Source organism: Phycisphaerales bacterium (assembly GCA_040217175.1).
Lineage (GTDB): Bacteria > Planctomycetota > Phycisphaerae > Phycisphaerales > UBA1924 > JAHCJI01.
This window is the reverse complement of sequence record JAVJNT010000002.1, coordinates 980,758-1,000,694: the sequence shown is the minus strand read 5'-3', so window position 1 is coordinate 1,000,694 and position 19,937 is coordinate 980,758. Positions and strand designations below refer to the sequence as shown.

Here is a 19,937-nt window from a genome sequence, read left to right as displayed (position 1 = left end):
GCGGAGCGAGGGCGCTACAGAGCCATAGGAATCCCACCGGCCACCCACCGGCGGGCCTCGATGATAGCGGTGCTTTCGATTGCGTTCAATCGCGCCGCCGCGGTCGATCCGGCTCGGCTCCGAAGTCGGCGGGCGATACGATGCGGCATGAGCGACCCTGCAGCACCAACGCCCCCCGCCTTCGACCCCAGCCTGCCGCACCAGGCCAAGCCCAAGCTGCGGCAGATCAAGGGCTTTCCCTCCCAGGTTCAAGGCAAGCCGGCCCTGGGCGTGGCCGATGCCCGGCAGATCAGCCGAAAGGTGGTCTTCACCTCGCCGGCGGCCCAGCACATCCTGCCGCTGATGGACGGCTCACGCACGATCGACGAGATCGTCGACCAGGTCGGCCAGGGCCTGGAGCGCCGCAGCGTCGAACTGCTCGTCGCACAGCTCGACGACGCGGCCCTGCTGCACGGCCCCAAGTTCGACGAGGTCTGGGACGAGTTCACCCAGACCTTCGACAGCACCGACGTGCTGCCGCCCTCCAACTCGGCCGACTACGCCGAGGCGCTCGTCAAGAAGAAGCACGAGGGTGAGGAATTAGGCGAAGAGCAGCTCTCCAAGGAGTCGCCCGACGCCCTCCGCGAGCACCTCGACCAGCTCATCGACGAGGCGCTGAAGGACGATGAGAACCCCAGCTTCGACGCCCTGCCGCCCGGCGTGATCGTGCCCGCGATCGATTACGCGCGCGGCGGGCTGGTCTTCGCCAAGGCCTACGGCCGGATGCGGGTAGTCGATCGCCCCGACCGCGTCATCATCCTGGGCCCCAACCACTACGGCCGCTCGTCGGGCGTCGCCGGCTGCGACAAGGGGTTCCAGAGCCCCCTGGGCGAGTGCCCGCTCGACGCCGAGCTGGTCGACAAGCTCCGTAACTCGCTGGGAGACAAGCTCTTCGAGCATCGCTACGACCACGAACGCGAGCACAGCATCGAGCTGCAGATGCCCTGGATCCAGCACGTCTTCGGCACCGACGACGCCGGCAACTACCCCAAGGTGTTCGCCGCCCTGGTGCACGACGCGGCTGCCAACAACGGCGAGAGCTACGACGGCGAGGGCGTGGCCATCCAGCCGTTCGTCGACGCCGTCCGACAGGCCCTGGGCGAGCTGGGCGGCACGACGCTGGTGATTACCAGCTTCGACCTGAGCCATGTTGGGCCGATGTTTGGCGATCAGGTCCAGCTATTGGGAGACTCGCAGGAGTCTCAGCAGGCCCGCAACAAGGTCGTGCAGCACGACCGCGACATGCTCGACCTGCTGGCCCAGGGCAAGCCCGAGGAGATGGTGGCCTCGATGGCCTGGCAGCAGAACCCCACGCGGTGGTCCTCGACCGGGCCGGTGGTGGCTGGCATGGGCATCACGGCCCCGAGCAAGGCCCGGGTGCTGCACTACCAGGGCGCCATCGATCAGAACGGGCACATGCTGGTCTCGATGATCGCCGGCGTGATCGAATCGGCCGGCGAATAGGGACGCTCCTGACGGATCGCCCGACATCGAGGTTCGTCACCGGGCTGTAACGGCCGGCCAGCCGCGGGGCAACAGCCGGCAACCATCGTCGTATGGAGGGGCGATGGGCTGGGCCGTTCGGCCCGCCAAGCCCGTCGATGGTGATACGATCGGCCCCTCCGGCCGCCCTCGCGGCGGCGGGGTCGGAACGGGCTGGTGGTGGCCCGCGCGGTCTTTAGTAAGGAAGGCTTGAACCATGGCGACATCGAACGCGTGCTGGGGCGTCGAAGTAGGCGCGGGCGGCATCAAGGCCGTCAAGCTGGTGCTGGACGGGGAAAACGTCCGCGTGGCCGAGTTCGCGAACATGCCCCACAAGCGGGTGCTCTCGACGCCCGAGCTCAACCAGGACGACGCGATCCGGCTGGCGCTGGGCGCCTTCGTGAACCAGCACGACCTGAGCAAGGCGCGGGTGGCGGTCAGCGTGCCCGGGCACGCGGCGTTCGCACGCTTCGCGAAGCTGCCGCCGGTCGAGCCCAAGCAGATCCCCAAGATCGTGCGGTTCGAGGCCGAGCAGCAGATCCCCTTCTCGCTTGAAGAAGTCGAGTGGGACTTCCAGACCTTCCGCTCGCCCGATTCGCCGGACGTCGAGGTGGGCATCTTTGCGGCGACGAAGGAGCGCATCCGCCAGCAGCTGCAGCTCTATGACGACTTCGGCATGGTGCCCGACATCGTGACGCTCAGCCCCATCGCCGCGTACAACGCGCTGGCGTACGACCTGGTGTTCGACGAGCGCACGCCCGGCACGGTCATCGTCGACGTAGGCACGACGTCCACCGACCTGATCATCGCCGAGGCCGGCCGCGTGTGGGTGCGCACCTTCCCGCTGGGCGGCAACAACTTCACGCAGGAGATCGTCGACAAGTTCAGCGTGAGCTACCCCAAGGCCGAGAAGATCAAGCGCGAGGTGCACAAGAGCAAGAGTGCCCGGCACGTGCTGCAGGCGCTGCGGCCGATCTTCAGCGACCTGGGCCAGGAGATCCAGCGTTCGATCGGCTACTACCAGTCGCTGCACAGCGACTCGGACCTGCAGCGCGTCATCGGCCTGGGCTCGACGTTCGAGCTCCAGGGCATCCGCAAAGCGCTGCAGCAGCAGGTGCAGCTCACCGTCTACACGGTCGAGGAATTCAAGCGGGCCAAGTTCGACGGCGTCGACGAGGCCACGCTGGGCGAGAACGCCGGCCAGCTCATGACCGCCTACGGCCTGGCGCTGCAGGGGCTCGAGTTCGCAACCCTCGAGGCCAACATGATGCCTGCCGCGGTGGTGCGTGAGGCCGTGTGGCGCCGCAAGACGCCGTGGTTCGCCGCGGCCGCGGGCCTGGGCCTGGTGGCCGGCGCGGCGATGTTCATTCGCCCGTTCATGGACCAGGCCGCCGTCGACGCGTATCCGCAGCCGCCGGTCATCCAGCAGGTGCTGTCGCGGGGCGAGAGCCTGAAGAGCGACGCGTCGGGCGTGACCGGCAGCCAGGTCATCGACCGCACGCTGTCGAACCTCGTCGCGCTGGCCGACGGCCGCGAGGTCTACGCGTGGCTGGTCAACGACATCAGCCTGATGATGGAGCGGGCCAACACGGTCGCACAGGGCGACGTCGGCGTGACGATGGAGATGCCGGCCATCCACATCCAGAGCCTCGAGACCAGCTACGCCGGGACGGCGAACCCCGAAGTCGATCCGTTCTCGGGTGGTTCGCAGGACGACGACGCTCCCGAGAACCCGCAGATTTCGGTGAAGCTCGTCGGCTGGACCGACCATCCCGATGCGAACAACTTCATCGTGGATTCGGTCGACCGCTGGCTGCGCACGAACCAGGAGCGCGAAGGCGTGCCCTACAAGCTCGTGCTGCCTTCCACGGCGTGGCGCATCACCCAGCAGTTCGGCTCGACGGCCGAGGCCGGCGAACCGGCAGGCGGCGCGATCACGCCCCCGCCCGATCGGCAGCGTGAGGCCGGCAGGCCGACGCGCCCCGGGCGATCGGGACAGGCGCGGCCACCGCGCGGACGCGGCCAGCCCAGCGACGTGATGATCACGGGCGGCGGCAGCGAGACCAGCGCGCCCGTTCCGATGGGCACCGGGCCGGGCAACGACCTGAGCACCACGACGCCCGGTTTGAGCGATCTGAGCAACACCTATCCCATCCCACGGCCCGACCTGAGCGTGCCGGCGGGGCAGACGCGGTCGTTCTTCGAGGTAACCTGGATCATGGAGCTCGTCGACGAGCAGGAGGGCGGCCTTCGATGAAGAACGCGATGGGATTCATCAAGAAGCGTTGGCCGATGATCGTGGCGATCGTCGTCATCCTGGTGGCATTGCCGGTCGCATGGATCGTCAGCGGCAACCTGAACGCGGGCATCAAGCAACGCCAGGAAAACGCCGCCAACAACCTCATGCAAAGGCTCGACGGCCTCAAGGTCAACTACGAGCTGCCCGCGGCCTTCGAGGGCATGGAGACGGTGACCCAAAGCGGCATGCCGCACCGGGACTACACCGAGTTCTTCCGCAACGAGCAGCAGAAGCAGGACGAACGGCTGCAGCAGGTCACCGGCGAGATCATCGAGTTCAATCGCAAGGGCCGCGGCCTGCTCGTCGAGGGGCTCTTCCCCAAGCAGCCCGAAGACGACTCGGAGGCCCAGCTCCTGCGCCTGCGCATGCAGGACATGCTCATCCCCGGCGACGGCGATTCGGCGTACGAGCGGTTGCTCGCCGGGCTGAACGCGACGACGCCGCCCGAGCCGATGAGCGTGCTCGACCAGCTCAACGACACGCGGGCGCGCCTGTTCGAGCGTGAGTCGGCCCAGACGGGCTCGACCGACATGGAGCCCGAAGAGCGCGAGGCCATGGAGCAAGAACTCTCGGCCCAGCGTGTCAGCCTCTACGCCAGGCCGGCCCAGGAGCACTCGATCTACATGTCCATCGACGTGCTGCCCGAAGGCTCGCCCTTCCAGGTGGCGCCGGGCTTCCCCAGGCGAGCGCTCTCGAACACGCCCAACCACGGCACGACCTTCCTCTGGCAGATGGACTACTGGCTCGCCCAGGACCTCTTCGGCTTCCTGGGACAGGCCAACACGCGCAACGGCGACCTGCTGCCGATCGTCGAGGCGCCCATTAAGCGCGTGCTCGAGATCGATGGCCGCCCGCTGAAGCTGGACCGGATGGCCAGCCAGGGCGAGTTCGCCGAGCCGATCGATCGCGGGCCCGATCCGGCGGTGCAGATGTTCGAGCCGCGCTTCCACGCGTCGCCCTCGGGCCGCGAGGCCAACTGGCTGAACCAGCTCTATGACATCCGCCGCGTGCGGATGTCGCTGGTGGTCGATTCGGCCCGCATCCCCGAGATCATCGACGCGGCGGCGCAGTACAACCTGATCACCGTGGTCGACCTCGACATCGAGCCGGTCAACGTCTGGCTCGACCTGGAGCAGGGCTACTACTACGGCCCCGACCACGTCGTGCAGCTGAATCTCGAACTGGAATTGGTCTACCTGCGTGCGTGGACGGCGCCGCTGATGCCCAACATCATCCGCCAGGAGCTGGGGCTCGAGCCCCACCCCGAGCCGGAAGAAGACATGGGCTTCGAAGATCCGGGCATCGGCTAAGGGCCGTCGAAAGGGAGCATGCGATGAAGCTCAAGGGTGTTGGCTTCTTTGAAGCCCATATCGAGAAGTTGTTGCTGGGGCTCATGGTGGCCGTGGCCGCGGGCGTGGTGGTCCTGCAGTTTGCAGGCTCGCCCAACGACGTGAACGTGCGCAACCAGGAGTTGCCGCCCGCACGGGCGTACGACCCCGTCGAGCGACGCGCGCAAGAAGTTGACGCCCAGATGAGCTCAACTTCGATCGAGCTGCCGCCCGTCGGCGAGCGCGACTCGTTGCTCGATGGCGTGTCCGATCGCGTGACGGGTGCCGTGTCGCCGCGGTCGCGCATCATGGCCATGGGCACGCCCGCCGAGATCGACGAGGAGCTGTTCAAGGGCCAGGCCGAGGACGTGGTGTACGCCGTTGTCACGCCGCCCGCGCCAACCCTGCCCGTCGTCGCGTCCTATGCGGGCACGCTCGACCCGGCCCTGGTGTCGGGCAACGACGAGCTGGCCGCGATCGTCGGGCCGGCCCAGCCGTTCGACATCGCGACGGTCAGCGTCGAGGTGACCTACGACGGCACGGCTCTGGACGACATGTTCCGCGCCGGCGGCGAGGGCGACGCCCGCCCCATCCCGATCAACTGGCGCCGCAACATCGAAGCACTCGGCCTGCGGCTCGAGCGCCAGGAGCAGTTGGCCGATGGCTCGTGGGGCGCTACGACGACCATCGATGGTTTGCCGGGCGAGCAATCGCTCTTCGCACTGCTGCAGCAGGAAGCCGCCGACGACATGCTCGGCCGCGACGCGCTGGCGTCCGACGCCCGCCTCGCCTTCGAAGAGGCCCCCAGCTACCGCCGACCATTCCCGCTGCGGACCATCGCCGGCCCCGAGTGGAAGCCGCCGACCGTGTTCCGGGCCGAGCTCGAGGCGCAGGGCGGGGCCGACAAGCAGCAGCAGGCGCGACGGCTCCTGAGCCAGATCGCCTCGGAGGAGCGTCGGAAGGCGCCGCTGCAGCAGCAGCTCGAAGAGGAAGGGCGCGACCAGGGCGACGGCCGCGGCAGCGGGCGCGACCCGGGCCGGCAGGATCCCGGCGAAGAGACCGAGAGCCGGCGAGAGATCCAGCTCCGCCGCCAGATCGAGCAGATCGATGCGCGGATCGATTCCCTGAAGGAGCAGGTACGCGACCTCGGCTACGACCCCGACACGGGCGAGCCCATCGCCGTCACCGGGTTCTCCGATGAGACCCGCGACGAGCGCTTGCTCGAGGACGACGACGCCCGGCTCTGGGCGCACGACGCCACGGCCGAGCCCGGCAAGACCTACCGCTACCGCGCCCGACTGGTGGTCAACAACCCGATGTTCGGCCGCGAGCCAGTGCTGGTCGAGGCGCAGCGACCGCTGGCCGCCTCGCCGGTGGTGTTCAGCGAGCCGTCTCCGTGGAGCGACGCGATCGTCGTCGCGCCTCGCACGGCGTTCTTCCTGGCCAGCGCCAATGACGGCCGCGGCGGCGCACTCGGTCCGGGCGAGCCAACGGCCAGCGTCGAGGTCTTCACGTTCTACTACGGCTTCTACCGCCGCAGCACGCTGACGCTCCGGCCCGGCGAGCTCGTGTCGAGCGAGGCCGACCTTCCCGACGATCTCCGCCTTCCCCTGCTGGCGCAGGGCTCCGACGACGATCCCGATCTCGCGCCGGTACCGCCAGCTGGCCGGCGCGGTGGCGCCGAGGTCATCGGTTCGGGCGGTGGCCCCGGAGGCGCGGGCGGCCAGGACCCCGGCGAGCAAGGCGAGCCCGTGCCCGACAAGGTGCCGGCCAACATCGACGTGTACCTCGTCGACGTTACCTTCGAGCCCACGCAAGCCGAAGGCGTCGGCGACCGTACGACCCAAGCCGTGGCGTACTTTTCCCAGCTCGGCGGGCAGGGCCTGATGCGGCGCGTGGCGAGCACCGATCGTTCGGGCGTGCTGTACCAGATGCTGAGCAAGAGCGCCCAGGACGGGCAGAACCAGGGCCAGCCACAGGCCTCGATCGACGTCCCGGACTTCGAGCCCCGCGGACCCCGGCGTGAGCCTTCCGCCGAGCCCGGCGCCCCGATCGGCGGCGGCAAGGGCGGTGGTGGCGGCTGAGGCTCGCCTGCCACCTCCTGACTCCCGTCGACATCCCCCATCAGCACCCAGACCGGCCAAAAAGTTGGCCGGTTTTTTGATGCCCTAGTTTGACGACAGCTTGTGGGTGGTTATCATCTCTACCGCTCTGCACGGCCCAGCCATGCAGGCAAACGCGGACTGGCCACGAGGGGTGGATGCCCCGAGTGGCCAACGCTCTCTGACAACCGGCACGGATCAAACGTCGTCCCGCACGCACGGGCACGGCCAAGCGAGAGGCCTTCGGGCAGGTAGCTTGGAAGTGCATTGTGGAGTGTGGGGCTGGCGGGTAGCAAGAAGAATCGAGCGAGCGCCGCCGGGTGCACGGACGCAAGTCCAAAACCCGGCCTGTGGACAGCTTGTCGGAAGCAGAGACTGCAAGGGTGCAAGCCCGGGTAGTTGAAGCCGAAGGCTGGTTGTTCACTGTGAAGGTGCGCTTGGGCCAATCTGGAGTCGTTCGCGGCGACAGGTTGGTGTGATCAAGCGACGAAGGGCGCACGGTGGATGTCTTGGCGTCGAGAGGCGATGAAGGACGTTGGAACCTGCGATAAGCCATAGGGAGCTGGTAACCGAGCTGTGATCTATGGATGTCCGAATGGGGAAACCCACTCTGTTTACAGAGTACCGTACGCTGAATGCATAGGCGTGCGGAGCGAACCCAGGGAACTGAAACATCTCAGTACCTGGAGGAAAGGAAATCAACCGAGACTCCGTAAGTAGCGGCGAGCGAAAGCGGATAAGGCTGAGTGAACACGTTGGAATGCGTGGCCGAAGAAGGTGAAAGCCCTGTAGTTGGCCGTTTAGCTTTAGAGTAGCGTCGGGCTCGTGAAACCCGGCGTGAACATGGGGGGTCCACCCTCCAAGGCTAAGTACTCCTCGACGACCGATAGTGGACCAGTAAGGTGACTGAACGATGACAAGCACCCCTATGAGGGGAGTGAAATAGCACCTGAAACCGTGCGCTTACAAGCGGTGGGAGCCCTTCGGGGTGACCGCGTGCTTTTTGCATAATGAGCTCGGGAGTTAGCCTCTGTGGCGAGCCTAAGGCCTATCGGGCCGGAGGCGGAGCGAAAGCGAGTCTGAATAGGGCGTGCAGTCGCAGGGGCTAGACGCGAAACCCGTGTGATCTACCCATGGCCAGGGTGAAGGAGGGGTAAGACCCTCTGGAGGCCCGAACCCATATTCGTTGAAAAGAATTGGGATGAGCTGTGGGGAGGAGTTAAAGTCTAATCAAACCGGGAAATAGCTCGTTCTCTCCGAAATAACTTTAGGGTTAGCCTCGAGATGCAAGCATTGGGGGTAGAGCTACTGGATGGGTGGTGGGCCCTCACGGGTACCCCACCCAACCAAACTCCGAATACCAATGCCCAAGCCTCGGGAGATAGACGGCGAGTGACAATATCCGTCGTCAAGAGGAGAACAATCCAGACCGCCGGCTAAGGTCCCAAATCGATGCTCAGTTAGGAAGGAAGTCGGATTGCCATGACAGCCAGGATGTTGGCTTAGAAGCAGCCACCATTTAAAGAGTGCGTAATAGCTCACTGGTCGAGGAGTCCGGCGCCGAGAATGATTGGGGATAAGCATCGAGCCGAAGCCGCGGACACGCAAGTGTGGTAGGAGAGCGTTCCTGTCGGCGTTGAAGCGTGCCCGAAAGGGCCCGTGGAGCGTCAGGAAGTGAATATCCGAGCTTGAGTAACGATAAAGCAGGTGAGAATCCTGCTCGCCGAAAACCTAAGGTTTCCTGGGGAAGGTAAATCCTCCCAGGGTCAGTCGGGACCTAAGGCGAGGCCGAAAGGCGTAGTCGATGGACAGCTGGTTAATATTCCAGCACCCCGGATATGGTGCGGATCGAGAAAGTCCCCTGCCTTACCAGATTGGTAGGCCTTCGGGCCGTTGGGGGCGGAATCGGTTCCTAGAAAAGCCATGTCATTAACGGGCCCGTACCAAAACCGACACAGGTAGGTGGGGTGAAGAACCTCAGGCGCTCGAGAGAACGGTTGTGAAGGAACTCGGCAAAATGACCCCGTACGTTCGCAAGAAGGGGGCCCTACCCGTAAGGGAGGGCGCAGAGAAAAGGCCCTAGCGACTGTTTACCAAAAACACAGCTCTGTGCAAACTCGCAAGAGGAAGTATACAGAGTGACACTTGCCCAATGCCGGAATGTCACGGAAGCGGGTTAGCTTTGCGAAGCTCGCGACCCAAGCACCGGTCAATGGCGGCCGTAACTATGACGGTCCTAAGGTAGCGAAGTTCCTTGTCGGGTAAGTTCCGACGCGCATGAATAGTGTAACGACTTGGGCACTGTCTCCACAACCGACTCGGTGAAATAGTAGTGGCGGTGAAGATGCCGCCTACCCGCGGCAAGACGGAAAGACCCCGTGGACCTTTACTGTAGGCTTTTATTGGTCACGAGCGATCGCTGCGTAGGATAGGTGGGAGGCTTTGAAGCCGGCGTTTAGGCGCTGGTGGAGCCATTGGTGAAATACCACCCTTCGTTTGTTTGTGGCCTAACCCCGATTCCCATGAACCTGGGCGGGGGACAGTGAGTGCTTGTCAGTTTGACTGGGGCGGTCTCCTCCTAAAGAGTAACGGAGGAGCGCATAAGGTTGGCTCAGCGCGGATGGAAACCGCGCATCGAGTGTAAAGGCACAAGCCAGCTTTACTGCGAGGCCGACGGGCCGAGCAGTTACGAAAGTAGGCCTTAGTGATCCTGCGGTCCCGTGTGGAAGGGCCGTAGCTCATCGGATAAAAGGTACCCCGGGGATAACAGGCTGATCGCTCCCGAGCGTCCATAGCGGCGGAGCGGTTTGGCACCTCGATGTCGGCTCATCGCATCCTGGGGCTGAAGGCGGTCCCAAGGGTTAGGCTGTTCGCCTATTAAAGCGGTACGCGAGCTGGGTTCAGACCGGCGTGAGCCAGGTCGGTCCCTATCTGTCGTGGGCGTTCCAAGTTTGAGAGGAGTCATCCTTAGTACGAGAGGATTAGGATGGACACACCCCTGGTGATCCAGTTGGCCCGCTCGGGCCATCGCTGGGTAGCTACGTGTGGCAGGGATAACCGCTGAAAGCATCTAAGCGGGAAGCCCCCCTCAAGATGAGACTTGGTCGCTTTAGCGTGAGACCCCTCGTAGACGACGAGGTTGATAGGCCACAGGTGTAAGGACCGAAATGTCCTCAGCTGAGTGGTACTAACGGTCGAAAGCTTGATCGCACCAACCCATTGCCGCGATCTTCGGATCGTGGGCAAGCACTCGCTCGATTCGTTCGAGTGCATCCAGAAGAGAAGATTCGTTATTCAGCAGAATACGGTCTTCCGTCAACCACGCAGCACCCTCGGGTGTTCGTGGTGCCAGTAGACGTCTGATCCGGCCGGAACTTTCCTGGGCAAGCCCCAGGCGAGTCTTGTGCCGGGCGGCCGAAAGGCTGCTCGTGCATTTTCGGCGACCATAGGTCAGGGGAGACACCTGTTCCCATCCCGAACACAGCAGTTAAGCCCTGGCCGCCGATGATACTGCACTGCGGGAAAGTAGGTCATCGCCGTACTTGAGCCCCCAACGGTCAAACGTTGGGGGCTCTTTCTATTGGTACATCGGTCTCCCGCGTCGGCGCTTGGCGAGTCGTTGCGTCGAACCCGGCAGATACGATTCCCCATGGCCGCCCTCGAGCGCATGTTCGATGCCAACGTGAACCGTGCCTGCGAGGGCTTGCGCACGCTCGAGGACCTCGCCCGATTCCTGCTCGATGACGCCGAGACGTCACGCCGAGCCAAAGACGCCCGCCACTCGATACGCACGGCCGCGGCATCGGCCGGCCCGCGGCGTTTGGTCGCGTGGCGTGACACGCCGGGGGACGTCGGAACCGCGATCTCGACGCCCGACGAGATGTCCCGCAAGGACGCAGGCTCGCTCGCGGCTGCAGCGGGAAACCGCGTGGCTGAGGCGCTCCGGGCCTGCGAAGAGGTCGCCAAGGCGCTTGGCCTGCAGCCCCTGGCGTTCGAGGCGGCCCGGTACGAGGCCTACGAGATCCAGCGAAGGCTGCTCACGGCCCTGGGTGCCGGCTCGCCGCGGTGGTCCGTGTGCGTGCTCATCACCGACGAGCTGTGCCGGCGTGGCTGGCAGGCCGTCGCCGAGGGCGCGTGCCGGGGCGGTGCCTCGTGCCTGCAACTGCGGGAGAAGGACCTGGGTGACCGCGAACTGCTCGACCGTGCACGAACGATGGTCGAACTCGCCCGTCCGCATGGCGTGGCGGTCATTGTCAACGATCGGCCCGACGTTGCCTTGATCGCCGGAGCCGCGGGCGTACACGTGGGGCAAGGCGACCTGCCGGTCGGCGACGTTCGCAAGGTCGTCGGCGATCGGCTGCTCGTCGGCGTGTCGTGTGCGACGCTCGAACAGGCGCGGCAGGCCGTGCAGGATGGCGCCGACTACCTCGGCCTCGGGCCGATGTTTACCTCCGGGACCAAGGCCAAGCCCGCGCTCAGCGGGCCGGCACTGGTCGAAGCGGTCGTGGCCGACCCGGTGGCGAGCCGACTCCCGCACCTGGCCATCAGCGGCATCGACGCGACCAACGCTTGCGAGCTCGCACGACGCGGCTGCCATGGCGTGGCGGTGTGCGGCGCCGTGTGCGGGGCCGACGACCCCGAGTCTGCCACCCGCGAGATCGTCGACGCGATGTCGAGCGCGAACGCCGCCGCTCGGGCCTGAGCGTTCGAGCTAGACTGGCGCATGGCGATCTCCTTCCAGGAACGCGTGCTGAGCAATGGCATCCGGCTGATCGGCGAGGTCGATCCTGAGGCCCATAGCGCTGCGGCCGGCTACTTCGTCCGCACGGGGGCGCGCGACGAGCCGGCCCAAGCGATGGGCGTCAGCCACTTCCTCGAGCACATGATGTTCAAGGGCACGAAAGACCTGTCGGCCGAAGCCCTCAATGCGGCGATGGACGACCTTGGTGCAAGCAACAACGCGTACACGTCGAGCGAGCTGACGTGCTTCTACGCGCACACGCTGCCCGAGGCCCTGCCCGACGCGGCGAAGCTGCTCGGCCGGATGATGCGGCCCGCCCTGCGCGAGGACGACTTCGAGACCGAGCGCGGCGTGATCCTCGAAGAGATCGCGATGTACGACGACAACCCCTTCTGGGTCTTGCTCGAGGCCGCGAGCGAGCGGCACTACCGCGGGCACCCGCTCGGCCACCGCGTACTCGGGACGAAGGAGATCATCGCGGGCATCCCCGTCTCGACCATGCGCGACTACTTCGAGCAGCGGTACACCGCCGAAGCGACCGTCGTTGCGCTGGCCGGCGCGGTCGACATGGACCAGATCGCCGGCGAGCTCGAGAGCCTGGGCGAGCCCTGGACGCACGGCGATCCGCCGCCACGCGGCCCGGCGCCCGAGAGTGGTGGTGGTCGCTTCGAGCTGACGCGCGACAGCGTCTCGCGTGGGTACGTCATTGCTCTCTGGCCTGCGCCGCCGCTGCAGGACGAGCTCCGCCATGCAGCCCGGCTGCTGGCGCAGGTGCTCGGCGCGCCCGGCAACAGTCGGCTGCATTGGGCGCTCGTCGAGCCCGGCCTGGCCGACGAGGCCGCATCGTCGTACATGGGCCAGGACGGTGCGGGCGAGTTCATCGTGTATGCGAGCGGCGATCCGGAAAAGCTTGGCCAGATCGAAGACGTCATCACGGGCGAGCTCACGAAGGTCGTCGACGAACTCACCGAGCAGGACCTCGAACGCCTGCGTGCCAAGGCCGCGACGGGCGTCACGGTGGGCGGCGAGCGTCCGTCCGATCGCATGCAGCGGCTGGGCGCCCGATGGACGCTGCTGAACGACTATCTGCCGCTCGAGGAGGAACTTGAGCAGGTGCGTTCGGTCACGCTCGATGATCTTCGCACCGTGGCCGAACGGTTTCCGATGAAGCCGACGACGACCGGCACGCTGCGGCCCGCGTAGTCAGGCGGCCTGCTTGTCGTTGCCGGGCTGGAAGGTGCGCATTGCGTCGCCGCCGGCGTTGACGGCTGCCTCCATGGCGCGATACGCGATGGCCAGGACCTGCTTGCTCTTGGTGAAGACGTCGTAGCCATCGCCTTGGCAACTCGTCAGGCCCGCACTGGTCGTGGGTCGTGCGTCGCTCTTGAAGGATTCACGCCATTGCGTCACGGCCTTGGTCAGCGCATCGAGCGGAGACGTGGTGAGGAGGATCGACGTCGCGTCGTCGAAGCTGCCGACCTTGGCGTTCTCGAGCGTCTCGGCCAGCTCGTTCAACGCCTCGGTGATCTCGATGGCAAGGATGTCGCCCGCCTCGAGTCCCTCGTTCTGCACGATCTCGGCGTAGCCGTCGATTCGGATGATCGCCACGCTCACCGGGCTCTTGTTCTCCTTGCCCTCTTGGTAGACGGCCTCGAGCTGGCGTTCGATCGCAAGGCGCGTCATGGAGCCCGTAATGGGATCGACGAGGTCGCCGTCGCGGATGACGGCCGACACCGAGCCGTGGTTGAGGTGGTCCTGCTCGCTGGCGGGCTGGGACTGCAGCTCCGAGGCCTTCTTGAGCAGCTTCGAGGGGTCGACGGATTCACCCGTGTCGAGCTCGAACAGGCGGGAGACTTCCTTGGCGGCCGTTGCCGTCTGGGTCAGCAGTTCGTCGCACGTTGCCTGGTCGAGGGCGAAGGTGCGTTGTGCGTGGTCGTAGAGCCGCTTGAAGCACGCGGCCTTGTCCTCGTAGGTCAGGCATTGATGGATGGCGTTGCCGAGCGCAACGCAGCCGACGACCTCCCGCAGCTCGTTCGGTGCCGCCGTCGGGCGTTCGTGGAATCGGATCGGAACGCTCAGCTCGTCGGGCAGCTGCCACTTGCGGGCCAGGAGCGCGCCGACTTCGGGGTGCTGCATGTCGAACGCGCGAAGCTCGGCCGCTGCGAGCTTGCGGTGATCGGTCATCGAGGTCTTCAGCACGTCCTCGTACGGCTTGCCGAGCGCTTGCAGCATGGCCATGATGCCGATGTCTTGCAAGAGGCCGCCCAGGAACGCCTCGTCGGCAACGTCCCGCGCGACGCGCTGGGCGATGAACTTGGCCGCCACGGCCGAGTAGATGCCGCGGCGCCAGTAGTCGATCGGATCGAACCCGTCGGTGTAGGCCGATTCCATCGCCGGCACCAGCGAGAAGCCCAGCGCGAGGTTCCGCAGCTCGCGAAGGCCGAGAACGACCAACGCCTTGTCGATGGTGCCGCACTTCGTGCGCAGGCCAAAGAAGCTCGAGTTGACGGTCTTGAGGATCTTTGCGGCGAGGCCCTGGTCGAAGCGAATGGTCTCGGCAAGCTCGTTGACCGTGCAGTCGGGGTCTTGGCTCAACTCGATCACCCGCACCGCCGTCGCCGGCAGCGAGGGGAGCGATTCGCACGAGAGGATTTCCTCGATGGCGAACGAGTCCATGCAGGCCTTCCTGTTGCCGGCAGGGCATGCCGGATGGCCGAAGTACGCGAGCGTCCCTACTCGCCCCGGTCGATGCGGTCTCCGAAGACCGCCCGTGCAGCAGGTATCGGCCTTCCGAGCACCCACATCCAGTTGGCGCACAGGAAGGCCGACGATCGGGTCCAAGTTGCCTCGTCGGCAGCGGTTTGCGGACCTTCGCCGCCGGTTATCGATCGCAGGGCGTCCAGGGTCTGGCCGCGCATGGGCCAGGCCTCGTGCCCGCCCGCGGGCCGATCGGCCTCGATCCGCCCGGCCTCGGGGAGGAAGTACACGACCGCGGGCGTCGGGCCTTCCCCCAATCCTCCCAGGTCGGGCCGGTGCCCGGCCTCGTCGAGCAGCGCCCACTGGAATCGCGACAGGGCCTCCATGCCGATGGCCTCGGCGGCGAGCAGGTCGGCGAGCTGGTCGAAGCTCCGCGGGTGCGGCTCGCGGACCGGCAGCGCCCGCTGCATGAGATCGATCGCGAACATCGCGCGCCACAGGCTGGGCAGGTCCCGCCGCAGGTGGCCGTGGGTGGCGGTCAGGTCCCACGCGGTGACGTTGGCCAGCTCGCGCGTCGGCTTCTCGTAGAAGACCACGTGCCCGCGTGCAAGCAGCTCGAAGCCGCCCGAGAAGGCCGATCGCTCCCGCCGAGACCCGCGCGCCAATCCGCGGATCAGCCCGTGCTCACGCCCGAGGAGCGTCACGTGCTGGCTGGTCTCGCTCCACTCGCTGTGGCGCAGGCAGATGGCGTCGTCGTGGCTGGGGGGCATGGCGTTCGTCGGGCGAGGGGTCGGACTCGGGGCGAACAAAACACTACGCTTGCCCGTGGACTGGTACGCGCCCATCGACGACGTCCTGCTGCACGAGCGAGACCGCGTCGTCACACGCCGCCGGCTCGACCCGGCCGAGCCCTACTTCCGCGACCACTTCCCCGGCCGCCCCGTGCTGCCGGGCGTGCTGGCGATCGAGTCGCTGGTGCGGGCCGGCCGCGTGCTGCTCGGGGCCCACGCCGAGGGCGCCGATTGCTGGGTGCTCGCCTCGGCCCGGGCCGTGCGCTTCAGCAGCTTCCTCTCGCCCGGCCAGTGGCTGGTGTGCGACGTCAAGCTCGTGAAGCAGGACGATGCCTCCGCCACGATCGCTGCCACGGCGTTTGCGTGCGATCAGGAAGCGTGCGATCTCGCGGGGGTCGAGGGCCTCCCCCCGGCCGTCTCGGGCCGTCTGGTGCTCCGTCCGGCCAGGCCGAGCCCGCCGTGGAACCACCCCGTGGAACACGCGAGCCCCATAGCATGAAACACCCCTGGGGGCGTGTAGCCGGGGACGATCGGCGGGCCACGACGGAGGCGCTATGACGCGAGACGAGATCCATGCGAGGGTGCAAGAGGTGCTGGCCGAGGTGCTGGGCATCGACGAGGAGGAGGTCACCCCGCGGGCAACCCTCACCGGCGATCTCGGGGCCGAGTCCATCGACTTCCTCGACATCGTCTTCCGCCTCGAACAGGCCTTCGACATCAAGATCGAGCAGGGCGAGCTCTTCCCCGAGAATCTCCAACAGGACCCCGCGTACGTGCAGGACGGCGTGCTGACCGAGGCCGGCCTGAGCGCCCTGCGCGAGCGGCTGCCCCACGCCGAGATCGACGCCATCGAGGCCGACCCGCGCCTCGGTCGCGTGGGCGAGATCTTCACCGTCGACGCGATCACCAACTTCGTCGAGCGCAAGCTCGGCGCCGCCGCCTGAGGCCCGCCCCGTGCGCTGGCTCTGGATCGACCGCATCCTGGCCCTCGAGCCCGGCCGGCGGCTGGTCGCGTGCAAGACCATCAGCCTGAGCGAGCCCCACCTGCACCAGCACTTCCCGGCTTCGGGCGACCGCCCCGCGCTGCCGCTCGCGCCCGCGCCGCTCATCATCGAGGGCATGGCCCAAACGGGCGGCCTGCTCGCCGGCCACGCGCGCGGCTTCAAGCACGACGTCGTGCTCGCCAAGATCCGCAAGGCCGAGATCGAATTTGAGGTCTTGCCCGGGGCGACGATCGAGTTCGAAGCCACGCTGGTCGCGATCGACGACCAGGGCGCCTCGGTCGACGGCGTCGTGCGCGTGATGGACCCCGCGTGGGACGCGCCGCGAGACCTCGGCGTGGTCGACCTGATGTTTGCGCACGTGCCGGCGGAGCGAGACCCGTTGCTGGCGGCCGAAGCGTTCCGGACACTGATCGCTGCGAGCGTTCTGGCGGGCGGTGAGGGCGTCGGAGCGATGTTGCTTCCTTCCGAGCCGCGTGCGTGAGCACGCGGACCCTCCCCGCGATGACATCAAGAGGTCCGCGTGCTCACGCACGCGGCTCGGAAAGAGCGTTCTGGCGGAACAGGTCGATCGGGGCTGCGTGACCGGTGAATAGCTTGAATTGGTCCAGAGCCTGCGCGACGAGCACATCCAGCCCATCGATCACTCGTAGGCCGCGCGCGGCTGCGTCTCGCACGAGCGGCGTTTCGCGCGGGTAGTAGACGGTTTCGACGATCACCGCATCGCTAAACGCATCCCCTGGCAACGGCGACTGATCTGGGGCCGGTCCGCCGGCCATTCCGATAGGCGTGCACTGCACGACGGCCTGCATGGGCTGCAAGTCCTTGAGTGACTCCACGTGCGACGCGTTCGGCACGGCTTCGGCGAGTTGTCGCGCACGCTCGGGCGTTCGGTTGTAGACGTGCACGCGGGCGCCGGCTAGGGACAGCGCGAAGGCCACCGCCCGCGCCATGCCGCCCGCGCCCAATACGAGCACGTCGCCGAGATTGACTCCGGCATCCCGCAGGCAACGCACGACGGCCGGGCCATCGGTGTTGAGCACGCGGAGGCCCGACGCGGTGCGCACGAGGGTGTTCGCCGCCCCGCAGCGCGCTGCCAGATCGTCAACCTGCCACGATTGATCACGCGCGAGTCGTACGAGGTCTTCCTTGTGCGGCATCGTGACGCTCAGGCCGGTGAGATCGAGCGAGTCCGATGCCAGAAGTTCGGTCAGCGTGGCCTTGAGCGATTCGTACCCCGCCGCCACGGGCAGCGGCAGGTAGACGCCATCGAAGTTCACGCGCTCGAAGCCGGCGTTGTGCATGGCCGGCGAGCGCGAGTGCTCGACGGGGTCGCCCACGATGCCGAAGACCTTGGTCTTGCGCGTGATGCTCTTGAAGCGATACAGCCCGAGCAGGTCGGCGACGGTGGGCTGGCCCGGGGCGGTCGTCGTCTCGGGGCGCAGGCTCGCAAAGGTCAGGAAGCCGCCGAACTTCGGCGCGAGCACGCGGCTCATCAGGCCGTAGGCGCCCATGCCCAGCGCGATGGTGGGGCGGTCGCGGTGCGCGAGGATCTCGAACAGCTCGAGGTTGTCGCGCAGCGAACGCGCCCGGAACGCGATCTTGTGGACGGTCGCCGATGATTCGCGGAGTTGGAGCAACTGGCGGGTGAGGTTGTCGGGGCGGCCCTCGAAGTCGTGGACGCTCAAGATCAGGCGGTCACCGATGCCGGGCGTGTGCTTCGCGGCGAGTTCGACGTCGATATAGCGCGGCGCGTGTTCGGCCTCGATGAGCCGCTCAAAGAGCGCAAGGCGCGCGTTCTCTTCGCCCTCGTACTCGCCGCCCTCCCAGTTCGGTCGGCACGTCGCGATGCACGGCAGCGGCGAATCGGCGATCAGCTTGACGCACGCGTCGATCTGGCTTGCTTCCTCGAAGAACGCATCGAGGCGGAACTCGACGAGGTCGGCGCCGGCGAGGCGTGCATGCTCGACGTCGGCCAGCGCTTGCTCGGGCGTATCGACGGCGATGGGTACGCACACGAGCGTGGACATGGCGTGTGCTAGACCGCCCGGCCGCGGAAGAGCGCGGCGCACGCGGTGTGGCCGTGCACGAAGGTCCGGCCCTGGATGGGCCCGATCTCGCCGGCGGCGAAGAAGCCGGCGATGGGCATGGGCTGACCGGTGCCCCTGGGCGCGGCGCCGATGGCGGGCGTGCCCTTGCGGACGGCCTCGAAGGCGCGGTGCACGGTCTGAGCGTCGTGGTTGGGCTGCTCGAACAGACGCGTGCCGCGCCCGTTGCAGGTGATGAGCAGGCAGCCGGCGGGGTGCTCGTAGAGCTTCTGTGCGTCCAGGAGCAGCTCCAGATCTTCGTGGGCCGTGCTCGCGTCACGCGCATGCAGGCGGACGGTCTGCCCCAGTCGGACGTAGTCGCCCAGGGCGATCGAGCCGTCGGCCTCGTTCGCGCTCATGATGCTGCGGATGACGTAGTCGCCTCGGCCGAAGTGCCGGCGGTGCTCGTCGGCGACGACGCCCAAGAACACGCCCTTGGAGAGCAGCTGCTTCTCGTCTTCTTCGAGGTCGGCGATGACCTCGCGCACGGCCTCGAAGGCGGGTCGCCCGCCGAGGCGGTGGACGACGTTGCCCTCGCCCTGCGTGACGACCATGTTAGGGCCGATGGGCCGGCAGCCCTGGCTCACGACGGCGTCGACGGTGAGCGGTCCGTTGAGCGAGAGGCCCACGCCGCCGTCGCGGATGGTCTTGCCGTCGAGCAGGAACGCGTTGCCGCCGGTGCGATTGTCCGAAGATGCCATGCCGCCGAGCACCACCGGTCGTTCTTCGTCGCTCAGGCCGAGACGCGCCGCCTTGTCGATGGCGGTGATCGCGCGGCCGGCGGGCAGGCCGAACGGGTCGGGCAGCAGGATGGTCGCGCGGTGCTCGTGCGTCATGCCCGCGGTCTCGCGGAGACGTTCGACCTGGCTGGGATTGCTCGGGTCGATGTTCGACAGCCGGCTGAGCGGGAAAGCGCGGACGTCGACGCCCGGCATGCTGCACGCCAGTACGCTGATGCCCGGTCGGTCCTCGAGCTCGACGGTGCCGCCCAGCACCGACTCGGCCGAGCAGCCGACGATGGTGGCGTTGGGCAGCGCGGCACGCGCGGCGGCGGCTACCAGCCCGGCCTGCCCGGCGTGCGCGCTCGAGAAGAACACGAGCGCGAGGTCGGCCGATTCGGCGCCCTCGGGCAACTGCTCGGCGGCCAGGTCGAAGGCCTGCCGCGCGGCGAACTCCGTGCGGTCGAGCGACGAGAGGCCCGAGGCCATCATGGTCGCGGGGCCAGCAGATGTGGCGTGTATGCTCACGAACACAGTGTACGTGGTTGGCGGGCGGTCGTCGGCGGATCGTGTGGGTTTGCCCGGGTTTTGGCGCGCGGGAGTGGCGGTCAACGAGAAGGGCCCGGGTATCGTCCCGGGCCCTCGTGCGAG

13 protein-coding genes and 2 rRNA genes are annotated in these 19,937 nt (G+C 66.9%); 11 read left to right on the top strand and 4 right to left on the bottom strand.

The window, feature by feature from the left end; all coding sequences use genetic code 11:
- Nucleotides 1-147: 147 nt before the first annotated feature.
- The 8 genes from amrB (at nt 148) to RIA68_11425 (ending at nt 13,194) form a co-directional block, all read left to right on the top strand.
- Nucleotides 148-1,503, top strand: coding sequence for an AmmeMemoRadiSam system protein B (amrB, locus tag RIA68_11460; GenBank protein ID MEQ8318055.1), 1,356 nt, complete (start codon nt 148-150; stop codon nt 1,501-1,503).
- A gap of 235 nt (nt 1,504-1,738) precedes the next feature.
- A complete protein-coding gene (pilM, locus tag RIA68_11455; GenBank protein ID MEQ8318054.1) occupies nt 1,739-3,778 on the top strand; it encodes a type IV pilus assembly protein PilM in 2,040 nt (679 codons plus the stop codon).
- On the top strand, nt 3,775-5,130 hold the full coding sequence (locus RIA68_11450; protein ID MEQ8318053.1) for a hypothetical protein: 1,356 nt from the start codon (nt 3,775-3,777) through the stop codon (nt 5,128-5,130). Before pilM ends, RIA68_11450 begins: the two co-directional genes overlap by 4 nt.
- Nucleotides 5,131-5,153: 23 nt before the next feature.
- The gene (locus tag RIA68_11445; GenBank protein ID MEQ8318052.1) at nt 5,154-7,232 is read left to right on the top strand and encodes a hypothetical protein; all 2,079 of its coding nucleotides are present in this window, start codon (nt 5,154-5,156) and stop codon (nt 7,230-7,232) included.
- A gap of 495 nt (nt 7,233-7,727) precedes the next feature.
- A 23S ribosomal RNA gene (locus RIA68_11440) occupies nt 7,728-10,460 on the top strand.
- A gap of 225 nt (nt 10,461-10,685) precedes the next feature.
- A 5S ribosomal RNA gene (rrf, locus tag RIA68_11435) occupies nt 10,686-10,792 on the top strand.
- Between the two features lie 107 nt (nt 10,793-10,899).
- Complete coding sequence (gene thiE / locus RIA68_11430; protein ID MEQ8318051.1) at nt 10,900-11,952, top strand: thiamine phosphate synthase; 1,053 nt, start codon at nt 10,900-10,902, stop codon at nt 11,950-11,952.
- Between the two features lie 21 nt (nt 11,953-11,973).
- Nucleotides 11,974-13,194 carry a pitrilysin family protein gene (locus RIA68_11425; GenBank protein MEQ8318050.1) on the top strand — a complete coding sequence of 407 codons (1,221 nt, stop codon included), beginning with the start codon at nt 11,974-11,976 and terminating at the stop codon, nt 13,192-13,194.
- On the opposite strand, the gene RIA68_11420 is transcribed toward RIA68_11425, so the two are convergent.
- Together RIA68_11420 and recO are read right to left on the bottom strand one after the other, a co-directional pair.
- A complete protein-coding gene (locus RIA68_11420; protein MEQ8318049.1) occupies nt 13,195-14,667 on the bottom strand; it encodes an HDOD domain-containing protein in 1,473 nt (490 codons plus the stop codon).
- A 56-nt stretch (nt 14,668-14,723) separates the two neighbouring features.
- The gene (gene recO / locus RIA68_11415; GenBank protein ID MEQ8318048.1) at nt 14,724-15,458 is read right to left on the bottom strand and encodes a DNA repair protein RecO; all 735 of its coding nucleotides are present in this window, start codon (nt 15,456-15,458) and stop codon (nt 14,724-14,726) included.
- Between the two features lie 55 nt (nt 15,459-15,513).
- On the opposite strand from recO, the gene RIA68_11410 reads away from it, so the two are divergent.
- From RIA68_11410 to RIA68_11400, 3 genes are read left to right on the top strand one after another with little or no spacing between them, the layout of a single operon-like run.
- Nucleotides 15,514-15,978 (top strand): FabA/FabZ family ACP-dehydratase, encoded by a 465-nt coding sequence (locus tag RIA68_11410; protein MEQ8318047.1) that lies wholly within the window; start codon nt 15,514-15,516, stop codon nt 15,976-15,978.
- A gap of 55 nt (nt 15,979-16,033) precedes the next feature.
- On the top strand, nt 16,034-16,423 hold the full coding sequence (locus RIA68_11405; protein MEQ8318046.1) for a phosphopantetheine-binding protein: 390 nt from the start codon (nt 16,034-16,036) through the stop codon (nt 16,421-16,423).
- Between the two features lie 10 nt (nt 16,424-16,433).
- Nucleotides 16,434-16,964 carry a hypothetical protein gene (locus RIA68_11400; protein ID MEQ8318045.1) on the top strand — a complete coding sequence of 177 codons (531 nt, stop codon included), beginning with the start codon at nt 16,434-16,436 and terminating at the stop codon, nt 16,962-16,964.
- A gap of 43 nt (nt 16,965-17,007) precedes the next feature.
- Here the strand turns inward: RIA68_11400 and aroD are convergent, their stop codons facing one another.
- Complete coding sequence (gene aroD, locus RIA68_11395; GenBank protein ID MEQ8318044.1) at nt 17,008-18,510, bottom strand: type I 3-dehydroquinate dehydratase; 1,503 nt, start codon at nt 18,508-18,510, stop codon at nt 17,008-17,010.
- Between the two features lie 8 nt (nt 18,511-18,518).
- A complete protein-coding gene (locus RIA68_11390; GenBank protein ID MEQ8318043.1) occupies nt 18,519-19,814 on the bottom strand; it encodes an FIST N-terminal domain-containing protein in 1,296 nt (431 codons plus the stop codon).
- Nucleotides 19,815-19,937: the final 123 nt, after the last annotated feature.